Here is a 17,525-nt window from a genome sequence, read left to right as displayed (position 1 = left end):
CCCCGGCCCCGCACGGGGTTGAGCCATACGGACAACCAGGCCCCCGATGAACGGACGTGCTCAACATGCCGCCACGGCTCAGTGTCGTCGTACCCGTCCACAACGTCGAGCTCTATCTGACGGACTGCCTGAAGTCCCTCGCGGAGCAGACCATGGCCGACCTGGAGGTGGTGATGGTCGACGACGGGTCCACCGACAACAGCGCGGCCCTGGCCGCCGAGTTCGCCGGACAGGACGGCCGGTTCCGGCTGGTGAGCCAGGAGAACGGCGGACTCGGGCACGCCCGCAACACCGGGGTCCGTCACTGCGACCCGGGCGCTCGCCATCTCGCCTTCGTCGACAGCGACGACGTGCTTCCGCCCCGCGCGTACGAACTCCTCGTCGGCGCCCTGGACGGGACCGGCTCGGACATCGCGTCCGGCAATGTACTGCGGCTGCGGGCCTCCGGAAAGCTCCAGCAGTCGCCCAACTTCCGCAAGCCCATGGCGACGACCCGGCTGCGCACCCATATCTCCCGCGACTGGGACCTCGCCGCCGACCGGATCGCCTGCAACAAGGTCTTCCGCCGGTCCTTCTGGGACGAGCACGCCTTCGCCTTTCCGGTCGGCGCCCTCTACGAGGACATCCCGGTCGTCCTGCCCGCCCACTTCCTGGCCCGCTCCGTCGATGTGCTGAAGGACGCCGTCTACCACTGGCGCGACCGGGCGGGCTCGATCACCACCCGTCGTGCTGTCGTCCGCGGTATCCAGGACCGGGCCTCGCACGTGCTGGGCGTCTCCACGTTCCTCGACGAGCACCGCGGCGCCGCCGACAAACGGCAGTACGAGGCGCACGTACTCGCCAACGACCTCTGGTACTTCATGGAGGCGCTGCCCGACGGCGACGAGGAGTACCGGCGCGCCTTCCTCACCTACGCGAACGAGTTCACCGACCAGGTCGACCCGGTCGTCCTCGACGAACTCCCGCTGCGACTGCGCCTGATGTGGCACCTCGTGCGCGAACGGCGGACCGATGAACTGCTGGCCCTGCTCGCCTTCGACAAGGCCGAGCCGGGAGCGTTCGCGGTACGGGGCGTGCGGCGCCGCAGCGCCTCCTTCCCCGCCCTCGTCCGGCCGGTTCCGCGTTCGGTGCTGCGGGTCACCGACCGGGATCTGCCGCTCACCGCCCGGCTGCGGGACGCCCACTGGCGGGGCGGCAAGCTGTACCTCAAGGGGTACGCGTACATCCGGAATCTGCCCGCCACCACGCGCGGCACCGAGTTCCGGGCCGGCTGGCTGCGGGCAGGGCGACGGCATGTGCTGCCGCTCCGGCTGCGCACGGTCACCGAACCCGAGGCCACCGCCCGGTCCCGGCAGAGCCTGCACGACTACGACCGTTCCGGCTTCGAGACCGTCATCGACCCGGCGAGGCTCCGCATCGATGCGGACGGCACCCTCGAACGGCTCACCTGGCACCTGGAGATCGGCATCGCCGGGCACGGCATGCTGCGCCGCTCCGACCTCTCGACGAGCGAGGCGGCCGCACCGCCGCCCGTGCACCGGCCCGACGGCGACCACCGGATCGTGTCCGCCTTCGAGAGCGGCAGGCTGGTGCTGCACGCCGAGCGGATCGATGCCCGCTTCGAGACGCACCGTGCGGGCGGCACGGACGGCGGCGCAGGCACCGTGGTGATCCACGGGATGATTCGCGACCGTCTCGGCAAGGGACCGCTGCGCCTCGCACTCACCCACCGGGCCTCCGGTACCTCCTTCGACTGTCCGGTGACCGTGCACGAGGGGGCCGTACCCTCGGCGGCGGGGTGGCGGCGCTTCACAGCCGATGTCCCGCTCGGCGCCTTCGCCGACGCCCGTCACGGAGCGGGGGAGGGGGCGGCGCCCGCACAGCTGCCGTACAGCCTGCAACTCGTCGGCCCGGACGGGCGCAGGACACCGATCGATGTGCCGGGGCCCGTACTGCCGGGCCGCTACCCGCTGGGCAGGGACGGCGACCAGCGGCGCGAACTCGGTCTGACCGCAAGCTCCCGCGGCAATCTGCTGATCAGCGACCGCAGCGTACAGCCCGCCGTCGACCTGGCGACCTGGACGGGGGACGGACAGCTCCTCCTGGAGGGCACCTTCCCCGACGACCCGGAACGGCCCGTCGAGCTGGTGGCCCGGCACAGCGGGCACGGTGAGGAGGCCGTCTTTCCCCTCACTTCCTCCGGGGCCGTCGGGGCGCGGCGGTTCAGGGCCGCGCTCCGGCCGGACGCCGTCGAGGGACCCGGCGGGAAACTGCCGCTGGGCCAGGGCCATTGGTACCTCTTCCTCCGCGAGAAGGGCGCGAGGGACGACGTGCACGACGCCCCGCTGCGCATCCCGGCCGCCGCCCACCGCACCCTGCCCGCCGCCCGCACCCTCGCGGGCCGGAAGTACCTCATCGAACGGCGCTTCCACGACCAACTGCTGATCAACTGCGCATCGGTGCTCACCGCCGCGGAACGTGGTGTGCGCGGCAAGCGGCTGCTGCGCGAGGCGTACCGGGGCCTACGCATGGCACCCCTGCGCGACACCGTGCTGTACAGCAGCTTCGACGGCCGCCAGTACTCCGACTCGCCGCGCGCGATCCATGAGGAAGTGGCACGGCGGGGCGCCGAGTTGGAGCATCTGTGGGTGGTGCGCGACCAGCAGGCCCGTATCCCGGCGGGAGCCACGGCCGTCGAGCACGGCTCCGCCGCCTGGCACGAGGCGCTGGCCCGCAGCCGTCACATCGTCACCAACACCCAGCTGCCGGAGTGGTTCGAGCGGCGCGAGGGCCAGTGCGTCGTCCAGACCTGGCACGGCACCCCCCTCAAACGCATCGGTCTCGACCTCGCGGGCACCGCCCAGGCCAACGGCGCCTATATCGCCACCATCGAGCGGCGCGCCCGCCAGTGGAGTGTCCTGGTCTCCCCGAACCGCTTCTCCACCCCTGTCCTGCGGCGCTCGTTCGGCTACCGGGGCGAGGTCCTGGAGTGCGGCTATCCCCGCAACGACCTGTTCCACGCCTCGGACCGGACCAAGGTCGCCGCGGCGGTACGGGAGCGGCTCGGCATCCCCGAGGGCAAGCGGGTCGTGCTGTACGCGCCGACCTGGCGCGAGGACCGGCCGCAGGGCGGCGGCCGCTACGCCCTCGACCTGCAGCTCGACCTGGCTGTCGCCGAACGCGAACTCGGTGCCGACACCGTCCTGTTGATCCGCCGCCACTATCTGGTCACCGACCGACTCCCGGACAGCGGCAGCGGCTTCGTCCGTGACGTCTCGCGCTACGGGGACGTCGGAGAGCTGATGCTGATCAGCGACGTGCTGGTCACCGACTACTCCTCGCTGATGTTCGACTTCGCCCAGACCGGCCGCCCGATGCTCTTCCACACCTACGATCTGGCGCACTACCGCGATGCCCTGCGCGGCTTCTGCTTCGACTTCGAGGCCCGCGCCCCCGGCCCCCTGATCCCCGGCTCCGCCGGACTCATCGAGGCGCTGCGCGACCCGGAGCGGGCCACCAGGGGGCACGCGCAGGCGTACGAGGCATTCCAACGGGACTTCTGCGACCTGGACGACGGACACGCGGCGGCGGGGGTGGTCGACCGGATGCTCCAGAGCCTCGACCGGCCCTGATCCGCCGGACCGTGGTCCCTGCGATCCGGCCGGTCCCGGTGCCGGCCGGGCAGGGGTGCCGTGGCCATCACACCCCGCCTGAACCGTTTGAGTGATTCAGGAATTCGGACGTTTGCACAGACGCGCAGGGCATCGAAGTCGCGAGCCGGGTAAGTGTGGTCATCGGTGCGTTGCTCAGTGTCGTCGGGTTGCTACGTTCTGTTTTCATGGGTATCCGAATGCGATGCGAAACCTGGGACGTACGACGGGCGAGAGCAGTGGTGCTCATTGCCGCCGCCGCCGGTCTCCTCACCCGAATGCTGATCGCGGCGAATATGCCCGGCCCGGCCGACGTGCGGATCTTTCAAGGTTTCGCGGATGCCATCGTGCGGTACGGCCCCATTCGGATTTACGAACAGCCGCTTCCGGGACTGCCCGTCTACAACCATCCGCCACTGGCCGGCTGGATGCTCCTCGGTCTGCATGAACTCTCCGGACTCGGGATTCCCTTCGGAACGCTGATCAGGTCACCCGCCTCGATCGCCGACTTCTTCTGCGCTCTCCTCGTGTTCGAAATCGTGCGCCGGCGCAGCTCCGCCGCTACGGCGGTCGCCTGCGGTGTGGGCGTGGCCGTCAGCCCCGTACTGATCGCCACCTCCGGTTATCACGGGAACACGGACGCGGTCGCCATCACGTTCGCCCTGGCCGCCGCCCATCTGCTCGCGGACCGGAAGTCGCCGCTGGCCGCCGGGGTGTGTGCCGCGCTCTCGATCAGTGTCAAGTTCGTCCCGGTGGTGGTGATCCCGGCGCTGTTCGTCGTCGCGCTGCGCTCCGGCCGGCCGGCGCTCATCCGTTTCACCGCCGGGTTCACCGCCTTCGTCGCCCTCGTCTGGGGACCGGTCCTGGTGACCGTGCCGCAGAGCCTGAAGGAGAACGTCCTGGAGTACGCGGGCGGCAGCTACCGGCTGTGGGGTCTCGTCCGGTTCGCCGACGCGCTCGGCCTGCCGCAGTCCTTCATCACCTTCATCCAGGGCGAGGGCCACTTCCTCTTCGTGCTGGTCTGCGTGGCGGCCGGGGTCTGGCTCGCCTGGTTGAGGCCTGCGCAGCTGCCCGGTGTCGTCGCCGTCACGATGGGCCTCCTGCTGCTGCTCTCCACCGCCTCCGCCCTGCAGTACCTGACCTGGGCGGCCGCCGGGCTGTTCGTCATCGGGTTCTGGGAAGGCACCGCGTACAGCTGTCTGCTCGGCCTGACGGCTGTCCTCGGTTACCAGGGACGCTCCGCCGTGCGCTGGAGCGAAACGGTGCTGCATCTGGGCGAGGCCGGCTGGTTCGTCCTCGCCGCCTGCCTCGTCAGCGGAGTCCGCAAGATCCTCGCCGCGCAGTCGGCCGCACCCCCGCAATCCCCCGCCGAGCGGACCTCGGTCCCGGCGTCCTGCACCCCGCGGCCCACCGGTTCCTCCGTCAACTGACCCCTCCCAAGCACCGAGCACAACTGGAGAACGCCCCGTGAAGGAAAGCCCGAGCCCCAGGATCGGCATCCTGGTGGTCGCGTACAACGCCGAGACGACGCTGGAGAGGACCCTCGACCGCATTCCGGAAGACTTCCGGTCCAAGGTCGCCGAGGTCCTGATCCTCGACGACGCGAGCCATGACGCGACCTTCACCGCGGGCTGCCGCTGGTCGCAGACGGAGGGACTGCCGCGGACCGTGGTGATGCGGCACACCAAGAATCTCGGATACGGCGGAAACCAGAAGGCCGGATACGCGCTGGCCGCCGAACACGGACTCGACATCGTCGTGCTGCTGCACGGCGACGGACAGTACGCCCCCGAATTCCTGCCCGACATGGTCGCACCGATCGAACGCGGCGAATGCGATGCCGTGTTCGGTTCGCGGATGATGAAACCCGGATCCGCTCTCAAGGGCGGCATGCCGGTGTACAAATGGCTCGGCAACCGCATTCTCACCCGTCTGGAGAACACTCTTCTCGGCTCGCAGCTCACCGAATTCCACTCCGGGTACCGCGCCTACAGCGTCGAGGCACTCAAGAGGCTGCCGATCCACCGGAACACCGACGCGTTCGACTTCGACACCCAGATCATCGTCCAGCTGCTCAACGAAGGAATGCGGATCAAGGAGATCCCCGTCCCCACCTACTACGGTGACGAGATCTGCTACGTCAACGGCATGAAGTACGCGAAGGATGTCGTCAAGGACGTCCTCGAATACCGGCTCGCCGTCAAGGGATTCGGCACCTGCGCCTGGATCCCCAAGCCCGTCGAGTACGCGTTCAAGGAGGGCGACGGTTCCTCGCACGCCGTCATCCTGGAGAAGATGCGCAGCCTCCCGCCCGGCCGGGTCCTCGATCTCGGCTGCTCCGGCGGCCTGTTCGCGCAGCGCCTCGAAGCCCTCGGCCACGAGGTGACGGGTGTGGACTACGTCGAGGTCCCCGGCGTACGCGAGAAATGCACCCACTTCCACCTGGCCGACCTGGAGGAGGGACTGCCCGCGGAGATCGGCGCCGATTACGACTACGTCGTCGCCGGCGATGTCATCGAGCATCTCTCCCGCCCCGAGCGCGTGCTTGCCGAGGTCGCCACCGTGCTGCGGCCCGGCGGCCATGTGCTGCTCTCCGTACCGAACTTCAGCCACTGGTACTCACGGCTGCGGGTCGCGCTCGGCGTCTTCGACTACGACCGGCGCGGCATCCTCGACGAAACGCATCTGCGCTTCTTCACCCGGGCCAGCCTGCGCCGCACGGTCAGGAACGCGGGCTACGACGTCCTCCACATCGCCTCCACCGGAGCCCCGTTCTGGGCGCTGCTCGGAGGCGGACCGCTCCCCGCGGTCCTCGGCGGGGTGTCGAAGCTGCTCACCCGGATCCGGCCGACGCTGTTCGGCTATCAGCACGTCGCACTGCTCACCCCGCATGCGGCCGAGACGATCATCGCTGGAGAGCACGTCGATGTACAGGACATCCTCGACCGACAGTACGCCCCTGCCGACCGGGTCGGCGTCTGAGACCACCGTCCCTCGTCCCACCCCCGCCCCGACGCCCGGAACCCCGGTCGCCGCAGTCAGGAGCAAGGCCTTGACCCTCCCCAGTCTGATGCTGCTGCTGTTCGCCGTGTTCTCGTCGGCGGGCGGCCAGATCATGCTCAAGCACGGGATGAAGGGCGCCGCGGCCGCCGCCGCGCAGGGCGGCGGGTCCCTCGCCGTGCGCGCCGCGACCAGCCCCTGGGTCGTCCTCGGCCTGGTGGTCTTCGCGGTGTCCGCCGTCGCCTGGATGACCACCCTGGCCAAGGTGCCGCTGTCCATCGCCTATCCGTTCAACGCCCTCGGGTATCTGCTGATCGTCCTGGCCGGGGCGACCGTGCTGCACGAGCGGACCTCGATGTGGACCTGGGGAGGCTCGCTGCTCGTGGTCGTCGGTCTCTTCACGGTGATGGCGGGCCAGCAACGCTGAGCAGATTCAAGCCCGTCCGGCGTTCGAGGACACGCCGCCGGACGGGCCCGGCACCGCACGTTCCCCCAGCAGAACCCTCCGCACCACCCGCTCCGCTGCGCGCCCGTCGTCGTACGGACAGAACCGGGCCCGGAACGCGGCCCGCAGGGCCTCGTTCGCCGGGCTCCGCCAGCTGCCGTCGAGGAAGATCCGGGCCAGCTCGTCCGTATCGGTGGAGACCGCCCCGGGGGTGTCGCCGGGCTTCCCGGACAGCAGATCGAAGCAGACTCCCCGGACCGTGCGGTACGTCTCCCAGTCGGGGGCGTGCACCACGATCGGGCGGTCCAGGTGGGCGTAGTCGAACATCACCGACGAGTAGTCCGTCACCAGCGCATCCGCCGCCAGGCACAGCTCCTCGATCCGCGGATGGTCGCAGACATCGACGAGCGAAGGGTGCTTCGGCAGCCCGGCACCCTCGTAGAAGTAGTGGGCGCGGACCATCACCGCGGTGTCCGGGCCGAGTGCCTCGCAGAGGCGGACCAGATCGAGCCGGCTGGTGAACCCCGCCTCGTAGTCGCGATGCGTCGGCGCGTACAGGATGGAGCGCCGGCCCGGCCGGATGCCGAGACCCTCGCGGATCTCCGCGATCCGCTCGGCCGTCGCCGTCGCGAAGACGTCATTGCGCGGATAGCCCGATTCGAGGGACCGGGCGACACCCGGATAGGCGCGTGCCCACACCTCGGTGGAGTGCGCGTTGGCGGAGATGCTCCAGTCCCACCGGTCGATGCGCTGGAGCAGCCGGTCGAAGTTCAGCCCCTGGGCCGCCGCCGGATAGTCCTGCTGGTCGAATCCCATGATCTTCAGCGGGGTGCCGTGATGGGTCATCACATGGACCTGGCCGGGGCGCTTGACCAGGTGGTCGGGGAAGTTGACGTTGTTGAAGAAGTACGTGGCACGGGCCAGCAACTGCCAGTAGCGGCGGGTTCCCGGCACCACGTGGTCGATGCCCTCGGGCACCTCGTCCACCTGGTTCTTCGACACCACCCACACGCCGCGTACCTGCGGGGCCAGCTCCTGGGCCTTGCGGAAGACGGCCTCCGGATTGCAGCTCACCCCGCGGTTCCAGTACGCGGCGTAGACGGCGAGCCCGGGGTCCAGCGGAAGCCTGCGCTGCCACCAGTAGTAGCGCGTGGACAGGGCGCGCCTGGCCCGCGCCCGGATCGTGCCGGGCGCCGCCCGCAGACTCCGGCGCAGGGCCAGGACCGTGTCGAGGGCGCCGAGCAGGAGGTACCGGCCACCGCCCATCAGCTTCGGCCGCAGCCCCTGGGCGCCGGCCGGGAAGCGGTGCCCCTCCGGCCGGTGCGCACGGTGGAACGCCGCCACGGACCGTACGTAGCGCCTGCGCCGCCGGGTCACCGACGGGTATCCGGAGAGGAGCTCCCAGGCCGCCCGCTCGAAGAGCAGGGTTCGTACGGGACGCAGAAGCGGCCGGTCCCGTACGAACTCCATCAGGCCGGTGTACGCGTCGACGAGCTGGTGCGGTGTCGAGCCGTCCGCCGGTTCCGTCCCGTCGGCCGGAACGGGCAGATGGCGCCGGCTGCGGTGCTCGACGCAGGCGGTGGGGAGTACGGCGACGGACTCGGCCGCGGCGAGGGTCTGCAGCGCGTACATCCGCTCCCCGTGCTGCCCCGGTCCGAAGGACAGCTTCTCGCCCTCGTGGAGGGCGCGGCGCACGGCGCGGTTCCAGGAGACCGGTGCGACGTCCAGGAGCACGGGGTGTTCGAGCAGGGTGAGCCGGCCCTCCGGCAGTTCGCCGAGCAGTTCCAGCGACCGGGTCGGGCGGGGACGGCCCCGGAACGGGCGCCTGTGATGGCCGAACAGCAGCAGTTCGGGGTCACCGGCGGCGTCCAGCCGGTCGGCGACGGCCTGCAGGGCGCCCGGCAGGTGGACGAAGTTGCCCTCCAGGAAGAGGAGATAGTCCCCGACCGCCCGCTCGGCCCCGGCGTTGCGCCGCCCCTCCGGCCCGGCCCCCGGCGGCAGATGGATGGCCTGCACCCGGTCGTCCCGTGCGGCGAACTCGTCGAACAGCAGCCCCGAACCGTCCGGCGAACCGTCGACGACCCCGATCACCTCGATGTCCGTGAACGACTGCGTGAGCACCGACTCCAGGCACTCGCGCAACTGCCCTCGGGCGCGGCGGACGGGGATGATGACACTCAGCCGGGGCATACAGGCTCTTTCTCGGACGCGGGTCTACGGGGAAGGAGTGCGCTCAGGGGTGGTTGGTGGGCTGCGCCCCGGCGAGGCCGAGGCCCGCGGATGCCTGCCGGTCCGCCGGGACCGTGGCCGTGGCCGGCGCGGAGACCGGGACCTGCGCCGGGTTGCCCGCCGCCGGTGCGGGCAGCCGCAGTGCCGGAGGAATCGCGGGCGGCTGCGCGGACGTGTCGCCCAGGAAGACCCGGCGCACCACCCGCTCCGCCGCATGCCCGTCGTCGTACGGGCAGAAGCGCTCCCGGAACGCCGCGCGCAGTCGGGCGGAGCGGGTGCCGCACCAGTGGCCGGTCGCGAAGACGTCGAGCAGTTCGTCCTCGCTGTGCGCGATCGCGCCGGGCGGGCAGGAGTGCAGGTCGAAGTAGGTGCCGCGGGCCGCTTCGTACGCCTCGTGGTCGTCGCAGTGGATGATGACGGGCCGGTCCAGATTGGCGTAGTCGAACATCAGCGACGAGTAGTCCGTGATCAGCGCGTCCGAGGCGAGCGCGAGCGCCTCGACGCAGGGGTGGCCGCTGACCTCGATGATCCGCGGGTGCGGTTCGCGGACCGGCGGAGCTTCGTACGAGTAGTGGGCGCGGCTCAGGATCACAAAGCCCGGACCGAGGACCCGCAGCACGCGTGCCAGGTCGAGCGCGATGTGCTGGTCGCGCCGGTAGTCGCGGTGCGTGGGCGCGTACAGCAGGGCCAGGGTGCCCTCGGGGATGCCGATCGACTCGCGCAGCTGCGCCACGTCGTCGGCGGTGGCCCGCTGGTAGATGTCATTGCGCGGATAGCCGTACTCCAGCGTCGCGCAACTCGCGGAGGCCGACGGGTAGGCCTTCTCCCAGACGAGGGTGGAGTGCTGGTTCGCGGAGAGGGAGTAGTCCCACTTGTCGACATTGGCGAGCAGCAGGCCGAAGTCCATCCCGCGGGCCGCCGCCGGCCGGTCCTGGAGGTCGAGGCCCATGGTCTTGAGCGGTGTGCCGTGGTGCGTCTGGAGCAGCACCTGGCCGTGCCGTTTGACCAGCCGCCGGTCGAAGTTGACGTTGTTCACCAGATACCTGGAGCGGGCCAGCGCCCGCCAGTAGCCGTACGTTCCGGGGGTGAGCCGCTGTGTCGTGGTGGGCACGGTGTGCGCGTCCTCGGGGCTGCAGATCCAGGCGGTGCGCAGGCCGGGGACGAGTTCGCGGGCCTTCGCCTCGATCGCGGCCGGATTGCAGGCGTAGCCGCGGTGCCAGTACGCCGCGAACACCGCCCGGTCCGCCTGGACGGGCAGCCGCAGCTGGATGCGGTAGTACGCCTGGAGCGCCGCGGCCCGCAGTACCCGGCGGGTGGCTGTGGTGGTCTTCCGCAGCCGGCCGTGCAGCAACTGCGTGGCCCACAGCGCACGGTACGTGCGGTGTGCGCCCAGCCGGATCAGGCCGTGGCGCAGCCGGGCGCGGCGCGGAACAGGGGCGCCCGGGGCGCGGTAACGGTCGCAATGGGCGCGGGCGCGGCGGAAGAACTCGGCGCGGCTGCCGCGCGGCAGCCGGCCGGGAGTGGTGAACAGGGTGCAGAAGTGGTCGAGCATCCTGCGGAAGATGACCGGCCGCCAGGGCGCGAGTTCGGGGCGGGCGTCGATGAACGCGAAGACCCGGTCGTACTGCTCGAAGATGTCGAAGTGCTTGCGGCTGGTGGTGGCCAGGATGTTGCCCTGGCGCCGCTGCCGGTAACCGACGCACACCCGGTCGAGGACCGCGATCGAGCGGGCGGCCAGCAGCACCGGGTACGTCCAGGGCGTGTCCTCGTAGTAGCCGGGCGGGAAGGCGAATCCCTCGGCCTCGACGAACGCCCGGCGGTACGCCTTGTTCCAGACGACCATCAGGACCTTCAGCAGCCCGGGCCGGTCGGCGAGCGTGAAGGTGGCGGGGCCGGTCTCGACGAGGTGTTCGGCGAAGGTGTTGCGTACGCTTTCGCCCGTCCAGTACGTACGGGCGTAGTCGTAGACCAGGACGTCCGGTTCCCCGGTCTCCTCGATCCGGTCGGCGACCGCCCGCAGGGCGCCGGGGGCGAGGGTGTCGTCGCTGTCCAGGAAGATCAGATAGTCACCGGTGGCCTGTGCGATCCCGGCGTTACGGGCCCGGCCCAGGCCCACGTTCTCCGGCAGATGCAGGGCCCGCACCCGGTGGTCCCGGGCGGCGAACTCGTCGATGACGGCGCCGCAGGCGTCGGGTGAGCAGTCGTCCACCGCGATGAGCTCGAAGTCCTCGAAGGACTGGGTCAACACCGAGTCCAGGCTCTCGTGCAGATACGCCTGAACCCGGTACGCGGGCACGATGACACTGAACCGGGGCACAACACATCCATGGGTCGTTCGCAGCACGGGCGGGTGCTTCGCAAACTTCCGATGGAGTGACAGGGTTACGCCAAAACGTGGCAAACCCGCAAAATTGCAGATGGGGTGGCCCTGTTGCGGTGAACAGGACCACCCCGTGTTGACGTACAGCTGTGCGACTACTTCACCGCGCCCGCCATCACGCCGGAGACGAACTGACGCTGGAAGGCGAAGAAGACCGCGAGCGGGATGACCATCGACACGAAGGCGCCGGGCGCCAGCACGTCGATGTTGTTACCGAACTGGCGTACCTGCTGCTGCAGGGCCACCGTGATCGGCGGTGAGCCGGAGTCCGCGAAGATCAAGGCGACCAGCATGTCGTTCCACACCCAGAGGAACTGGAAGATCCCGAGCGAGGCGATCGCCGGACCGCCCAGCGGCATCACGACCCGGGTGAAGAGCCGGATCTCGCCCGCCCCGTCGAGCCGGGCCGCCTCCAGCAGCTCCCTCGGGATCTCCGCGAAGAAGTTCCGCAGCAGGAAGATCGCGAAGGGCAGACCGAAGGCCGTGTGGAAGATGATCACACCGAAGGTCGTCTCGAAGATCCCGACCGCGCCGAAGAGCTTGGAGACGGGGACCAGGGCGACCTGCACCGGTACCACCAACAGCCCCACGACCACGAGAAACCACCAGTCGCGGCCGGGGAACTCCATCCAGGCGAAGGCATATCCGGCCAGTGAACCGATCACGACGACCAGGACGGTCGCCGGGACGGTGATCACGACCGTACTGAGGAGGGAGTGGGTGATGGTCGAATTGTCCAGCAGCCGGGAGTAGTTGTCGAAGGTGAGCTGGGACGGGGCCGTGAAGACCTTCCACCAGCCGGTCGACGCGATGTCGTCCGCACCGCGCAGCGAGGACAGCAGCAGCCCGATGGTCGGCATCAGCCAGAACAGGCCCACCAGGATGAGGAAGACCCGCATCACACCGCCGCCGGCACGGGCGGCGATGCGTGCGCCGAGGGACTGCTCGGCCTTCACCGGTTCGGTTGCGGCTGTCGTGCTCGTGGCCGTGTTCGACGCTGTCGTCATCGGCGCCCCTCCTTCCGGATCCGGCGGATGTTGCTGTGCCGTCCCGGGGGACAACCCCCGGACCCCGGCAGGGGGTGGCGGTCGTGGTCGTTGCTGTCGTCATCGGCGCCCCTCCTTCTGGATCCGGCGGATGTTGAAATACATCACCGGGAGTACCAGCAGCAGCAGGAGCACGGCGATGGCGCTGCCGATCCCGAGGTCCGCGTCCGTGCCGAACGAGGAGCGGTAGAGCTGGAGCGCCAGCACATTCGCATCGTCCTGCGAGGAGCCCGGCGCGATGATGAAGACCAGGTCGAAGATCTTCAGAACGTTGATCATCAACGTGACCAGCACCACCGCGAGAACGGGCGCGAGCATCGGCACCGTGATCCGGCGGAACACCTGCCACTCGTTCGCGCCGTCCACCCGGGCCGCTTCCAGGAGTTCACGCGGCAGGCCCGCCAGGCCCGCAGCGATCAGCACCATTGCGAACCCGGCCCACATCCACACGTAGGAGCCGATGATCCCCGGTGTGACCAGGGTCGGGCCGAGCCACTCGACTCCGTTGTACGGCTCCTTGAAGTTGGAGGCGGGGAGCCGGAGTTCGGCTCCGTCCGCCGAAGCGGGCAGGGCGAACGTACCGTCCGCGGCCGCCGTCGTCGAGGCGACCACCTTGCCGTTCTTGACCGCCTCCACCTCGATGCCCTTGAGCCCCAGCTCCTTGGCGTCGATGACATTGGGCCTGCCGCCGCCGCCCCTGGTGAAGTCCAGCCACGCGGTGCCGGTGATCTTTCCGGCCCCCGCCGCCGCGGCCTTCGCGGGCTTCGCGTCCGTCGGCATCTTCGCCGGTGCCACACCGACCAGCGGCAGCTGCACCGGCTGGCCGGCCCGTACCGGCGCCTTGGTGACGAACGAACCGCCGCCGCCTGCCTTGAGCGGGTGGACGGGCAGCGGATGCGCCTTCGGATAGCCCGCCGACTCGGCGAATGTGTCGTGCACACCCACCCATACGGCGTTGGCGACCCCGCGCTCCGGGGCCGCGTCGTACACCAGCCGGAAAATGATGCCCGCCGCGAGCATGGAGATCGCCATCGGCATGAAGACGATCAGCTTGAACGCCGTACCCCAGCGGATCCGCTCCGTCAGCACCGCGAAGATCAGCCCTAGTACGGTGGAGACCGTCGGCGCGAACACGACCCAGATCGCATTGTTCTTGACCGCTGTACGGATGGTGTCGTCCGTGAACAGCACCTTGTAGTTGTCGAGTCCGGCGAAGCCCGTACCCGACTGGTCGAAGAACGACCGGTAGACGGAGTACACGATCGGATAGACCACGAGCGCGCCCAGCAGCACCAGCGCGGGCGCCAGGAACAGCGCCGCGATGACCCGGCGGGTGCCGGTCACACTTCTGCGGCTGCGGCTGCGTTTCGGGCCGCCGGCCGGGGCATCGGACGGCATTCTGGGCGAGGGGAGCGACGACTGTCCGGACGGATGCTTGTCGGCGGGGGGCACCGCGTCGGCGCCCCCCGCTGCGGCTGTCGTCATCCCGTCAGCTCTTGTACGCCTTGGCCGCGTCGGACTCCAGCTTGGCTTGAGTCCCCGCGATGTCCTTCGGGTTCTTCAGGAAGTCCTGGAGGGTCTTCCACTCGCCCTTCCCGGGTGTCCCGCCGAAGGACTGCGGGGCCTGGTCGGACATGTCGAACCGGACCGCGTCACCCGCCGAGATCAGCGCCTTCGCCATCGTGCGCTGCACCTCGTTCGGATACGCGGCGGCGTCCAGGGTCTTGTTCGGTGAGATGAACCCGCCCTGTTCGGCCATGATCTTCGCCGCGTCGGTCGAGGCCAGCCAGGTCAGCAGGGCCTGGGCGCCCTTGCCGTCCTTCAGGGCCACCGCCGCGTCGCCCCCCGTCACGACGGGGGACTCGGCGCCGACCGCCGGGAACGGGAACACCTTGGCGTCGGTCCCGATCTTCGCCTTCGTCTGCGCGATGTTGACGGCCACGAAGTCGCCCTCGTAGACCATCGCGGCCTTCGGCTGGTCTCCTCCGGTGAAGGTCTGGGTGACCGAGGCCGGGAACTCCGTCTGCAGCGCGCCGTCGGCGCCGCCCGCGATCAGTGACGGCTTGCCGAAGAGCTGCGCGAGCGTGGTCAGCGCGTCCTTGACGGACGGGTCCGTCCACTTGATCTTGTGCTGGGCCAGCTGGTCGTACTTCTCCGGGCCCGCCTGGGAGAGATAGATGTTCTCGAACCAGTCGGTGAGGGTCCAGCCGTCCGCGCCACCGACCGAGACCGGGGTGACACCCGAGGCGGAGACCGTCTCGGCCGTCGCCAGGAAGTCCTTCCAGGTCTTCGGCTCGGACGCGCCCGCGTTCTCGAACGCCTTGGCGTTGTACCAGATCAGGGACTTGTTGGCGGCCTTGAAGTAGACGCCGTACTGGGTGCCGTCCACCGTGCCGAGGTCCTGCCAGACCTTCGAATAGTTCTTGGCCAGCTGGGCCTTGGCCTCGGCGCCGACCGGCTTGGCCCACTTCTTCTGGGCGGCCTGCTGGATCGCGCCGACCTGCGGGATCATTGCGACGTCCGGCGGCTGGCCGCCCGCGATCTTGGTACCGAGGAAGTTGACGATCGGGTCCTGCGCCGGGACGAAGGTGACCGTCGCCCCCGTGCGGTTCTCGAACTCCTTGAGGACCTTGACGAAGTTGGCCTGCTCGGCTCCGGTCCAGACCGCCGCGACCGAGAGCTTCTCGCCGTCCAGTTTCGGCAGTACGACGCTCGACGAGCTCCCCTTGCCGCCCTCGGAGCTCTTGTCCGACTTGTCTTTTCCGCCGCCGCCGTCGTCACTGCAACCGGTGAGGGCCAGGGCGCCGATGGCGGTGAACACCGCGGCGGCCCTGCTGATCCGAAGGGTTGTGCGCATTGCTTCCCCGTCTCTCACATCGTTGTGTGCGCACAGTCCTACGCCCGGTGTACGGGTGCCGCAATACCGCTTCTCGTGTCAACTCCTTGATCGTGATGGGCTCGTGACGTGATGTCAGTGGATGTCCGGACCCGGCGCCGCTTCAGGGAAGGACGGGCCCGAACGGGGTTATCGGCTCGGCGTTCACCGACCTGGCCGCCCGCTCCAGCGCACTGGCCAGCAGCGCCAGGTCCGTCGGACCGTTGCCCAGCTCGCGGACCGGGCGCCGGGCCGGAGGATCGCCCATCCGCTCCCACTCCAGCGGGACGACGGTGGGGCGCAGGGTCGCCGTACGTGGAATGCGTCCCGTCACCCTGCCGCCCTGGAACGGGGTCACCCGCCCGTCCGGATGCCCCAGCCGGCCACGTCCGGGTGCCGGATCCTCCGGCGACGGCGGGACGACCGGTGCGTCGAGCACGATGCGCAGCCGGGCCCCATGGGCCAGGTCCGTGTCCTCCGTACGGTCCGGGCGGGCGGACGTCGCGACGAGGTGGACGCCGAGCCGTCCGCCGTCCCTGGCCACGGCCTCCAGGGCCCGTACGACCGACCCCGCGGCGGGGCGGCCGGGGCTGCCGAGCGCCGGGGCGACCAGCGCGTCGAAGTCGTCGACCAGGACGACGAGCCGGGGCAGCGGGGAGGGGCCGGGGTCCGTGGACCGTGCTGCGGCGGGCCGCAGCCGGAGCGTCCCGCTCATCGGGGAGTCGAGGTCTCCGCGCTGCTCCGCGGCGCTCGGCGGGCGCTGGCCGACCATCCGCTGCGCCATCTCGTGCCGGTGGTGCCACTCGGTGAAGTCGTACTGGGCGAGCAGTTCGGCGCGCCGTTTCAGTTCGCCGCCCAGCGCCTGCGCGAACTCACGCATCCGTACCGGATCCGAGGCCACCAGGTGTGTGAACGCGTGCGGGAGTTCGGTACACGGGCGCAGGCTCTCACCGCGCTCGCCACCAGCGCCGTCGACCAGGAGTATGCCCAGCCGGTCGGGCCGGGCTGCCGCGGCCAGCGAGGCGGCGACGGCCCGCAGCAGCTCCGTACGTCCGCTGCCGGCCGGTCCCTCGATGAGAAGGTGGGGGCCCTCCTCCGCCAGATCCACACTGACCGCGCCCCGGGGCCCGGCCCCGAGCACCACGACGGGACGCCCGGCGGCCACGGCAGCGGTGCCTTCGGCCCCGGCGGCTGCGGGCATGCCGGTGCCCGTGTCCGCTTCCACGGCGGTACGTGCGGCTGCCGCTCCGCTCCCGGCGCCCCGTGCCGCGACCGGGGGCGTGTTGCCGCGCGGTCCGCTGACCCGGTTCGAGGCCGGCCCGGATCCGGCGGAACGGAGACTGTCGGCCCCCTGGACATCCGCTCCGCCCCAGGTACCGGACGCGGGAACGGTGCGGGAGCTCGGGGTGTCCCCGGGCGGACTGCCGTAGTGCCCGCCGCCGACACGGGAGGTGCCGGGGTACCGGGTGCGCCCGGAGCCACCGGTGTCGTGGGCGTCGTCGCGCACGAGGCCGTAGCCCACGGTGCCGATGTGGGTGGTGGTCTCGCTGCCGGGGTACGGGGTGCGCCCCGAGCCGGGGGCGTACTCGCCCGCGCGGTCCGGCCCCGGTGCGCCACCTGTGCGCTGGGCGCCCACGCGGGGGCCCGCGCTGCGCGGGTACTCCGTACGTCCCGAACCGCGGGCATCCGCGTCGGCCGCATCCATGGCGCCACCGGCGCCCGCCGGCCCGCCCGTCCAGCGGCCCGAACCGCGGACCGTGGCGCCGGGCTGGTCGTCCGCGGTGGAGGCCCAGCGGGCCATCAGGGATGCCGGGGTGGCACGCGCCAGGCCCAGTTCGTCCAGCAGCCGGGCGGTCGGCGGGAGCGCGGCCGACGCGGGCCGGCCGTGGGACGGTGCCGA

At 70.4% G+C, this 17,525-nt stretch carries 10 protein-coding genes; 4 read left to right on the top strand and 6 right to left on the bottom strand.

All coding sequences use genetic code 11. The annotated features are described in order from the left end of the window. The first annotated feature begins 65 nt into the window (after positions 1 to 65). The 4 genes from GA0115254_RS04620 (at position 66) to GA0115254_RS04605 (ending at position 7,077) form a co-directional block, all read left to right on the top strand. Positions 66 to 3,632 carry a bifunctional glycosyltransferase/CDP-glycerol:glycerophosphate glycerophosphotransferase gene (locus GA0115254_RS04620; protein ID WP_176739983.1) on the top strand — a complete coding sequence of 1,189 codons (3,567 nt, stop codon included), beginning with the start codon at positions 66 to 68 and terminating at the stop codon, positions 3,630 to 3,632. Between the two features lie 206 nt (positions 3,633 to 3,838). Then, complete coding sequence (locus tag GA0115254_RS04615) at positions 3,839 to 5,080, top strand: glycosyltransferase family 39 protein (protein ID WP_256102396.1); 1,242 nt, start codon at positions 3,839 to 3,841, stop codon at positions 5,078 to 5,080. Positions 5,081 to 5,117: 37 nt separating this feature from the next. Beyond that, positions 5,118 to 6,632 (top strand): bifunctional glycosyltransferase/class I SAM-dependent methyltransferase, encoded by a 1,515-nt coding sequence (locus tag GA0115254_RS04610; RefSeq protein WP_093893987.1) that lies wholly within the window; start codon positions 5,118 to 5,120, stop codon positions 6,630 to 6,632. Between the two features lie 70 nt (positions 6,633 to 6,702). Then, on the top strand, positions 6,703 to 7,077 hold the full coding sequence (locus GA0115254_RS04605) for a DMT family transporter (protein WP_256102395.1): 375 nt from the start codon (positions 6,703 to 6,705) through the stop codon (positions 7,075 to 7,077). A gap of 6 nt (positions 7,078 to 7,083) precedes the next feature. Here GA0115254_RS04605 and GA0115254_RS04600 read toward each other — a convergent pair whose 3' ends face one another. From GA0115254_RS04600 to GA0115254_RS04575, 6 genes are all read right to left on the bottom strand, one after another. After that, a complete protein-coding gene (locus GA0115254_RS04600) occupies positions 7,084 to 9,285 on the bottom strand; it encodes a bifunctional glycosyltransferase/CDP-glycerol:glycerophosphate glycerophosphotransferase (RefSeq protein WP_093893986.1) in 2,202 nt (733 codons plus the stop codon). Positions 9,286 to 9,328: 43 nt separating this feature from the next. Beyond that, the gene (locus GA0115254_RS04595; protein ID WP_093893985.1) at positions 9,329 to 11,641 is read right to left on the bottom strand and encodes a bifunctional glycosyltransferase/CDP-glycerol:glycerophosphate glycerophosphotransferase; all 2,313 of its coding nucleotides are present in this window, start codon (positions 11,639 to 11,641) and stop codon (positions 9,329 to 9,331) included. A gap of 158 nt (positions 11,642 to 11,799) precedes the next feature. Then, positions 11,800 to 12,711, bottom strand: coding sequence for a carbohydrate ABC transporter permease (locus GA0115254_RS04590; RefSeq protein ID WP_093893984.1), 912 nt, complete (start codon positions 12,709 to 12,711; stop codon positions 11,800 to 11,802). 99 nt (positions 12,712 to 12,810) lie between these two features. Beyond that, the gene (locus tag GA0115254_RS04585; RefSeq protein ID WP_093893983.1) at positions 12,811 to 14,235 is read right to left on the bottom strand and encodes a carbohydrate ABC transporter permease; all 1,425 of its coding nucleotides are present in this window, start codon (positions 14,233 to 14,235) and stop codon (positions 12,811 to 12,813) included. Positions 14,236 to 14,239: 4 nt separating this feature from the next. Then, entirely contained in the window at positions 14,240 to 15,607 is a 1,368-nt protein-coding gene (locus GA0115254_RS04580) for an ABC transporter substrate-binding protein (protein ID WP_093893982.1), read from the bottom strand. A gap of 142 nt (positions 15,608 to 15,749) precedes the next feature. Beyond that, positions 15,750 to 17,525, bottom strand: a 1,776-nt coding sequence (locus tag GA0115254_RS04575) for an FtsK/SpoIIIE domain-containing protein (RefSeq protein ID WP_256102394.1), incomplete at its 5' end; no start/stop codon positions are given.

This window comes from Streptomyces sp. Ncost-T10-10d (assembly GCF_900091955.1).
Taxonomy (GTDB): domain Bacteria; phylum Actinomycetota; class Actinomycetes; order Streptomycetales; family Streptomycetaceae; genus Streptomyces.
This window is presented reverse-complemented; position numbering and strand designations above follow the sequence as displayed.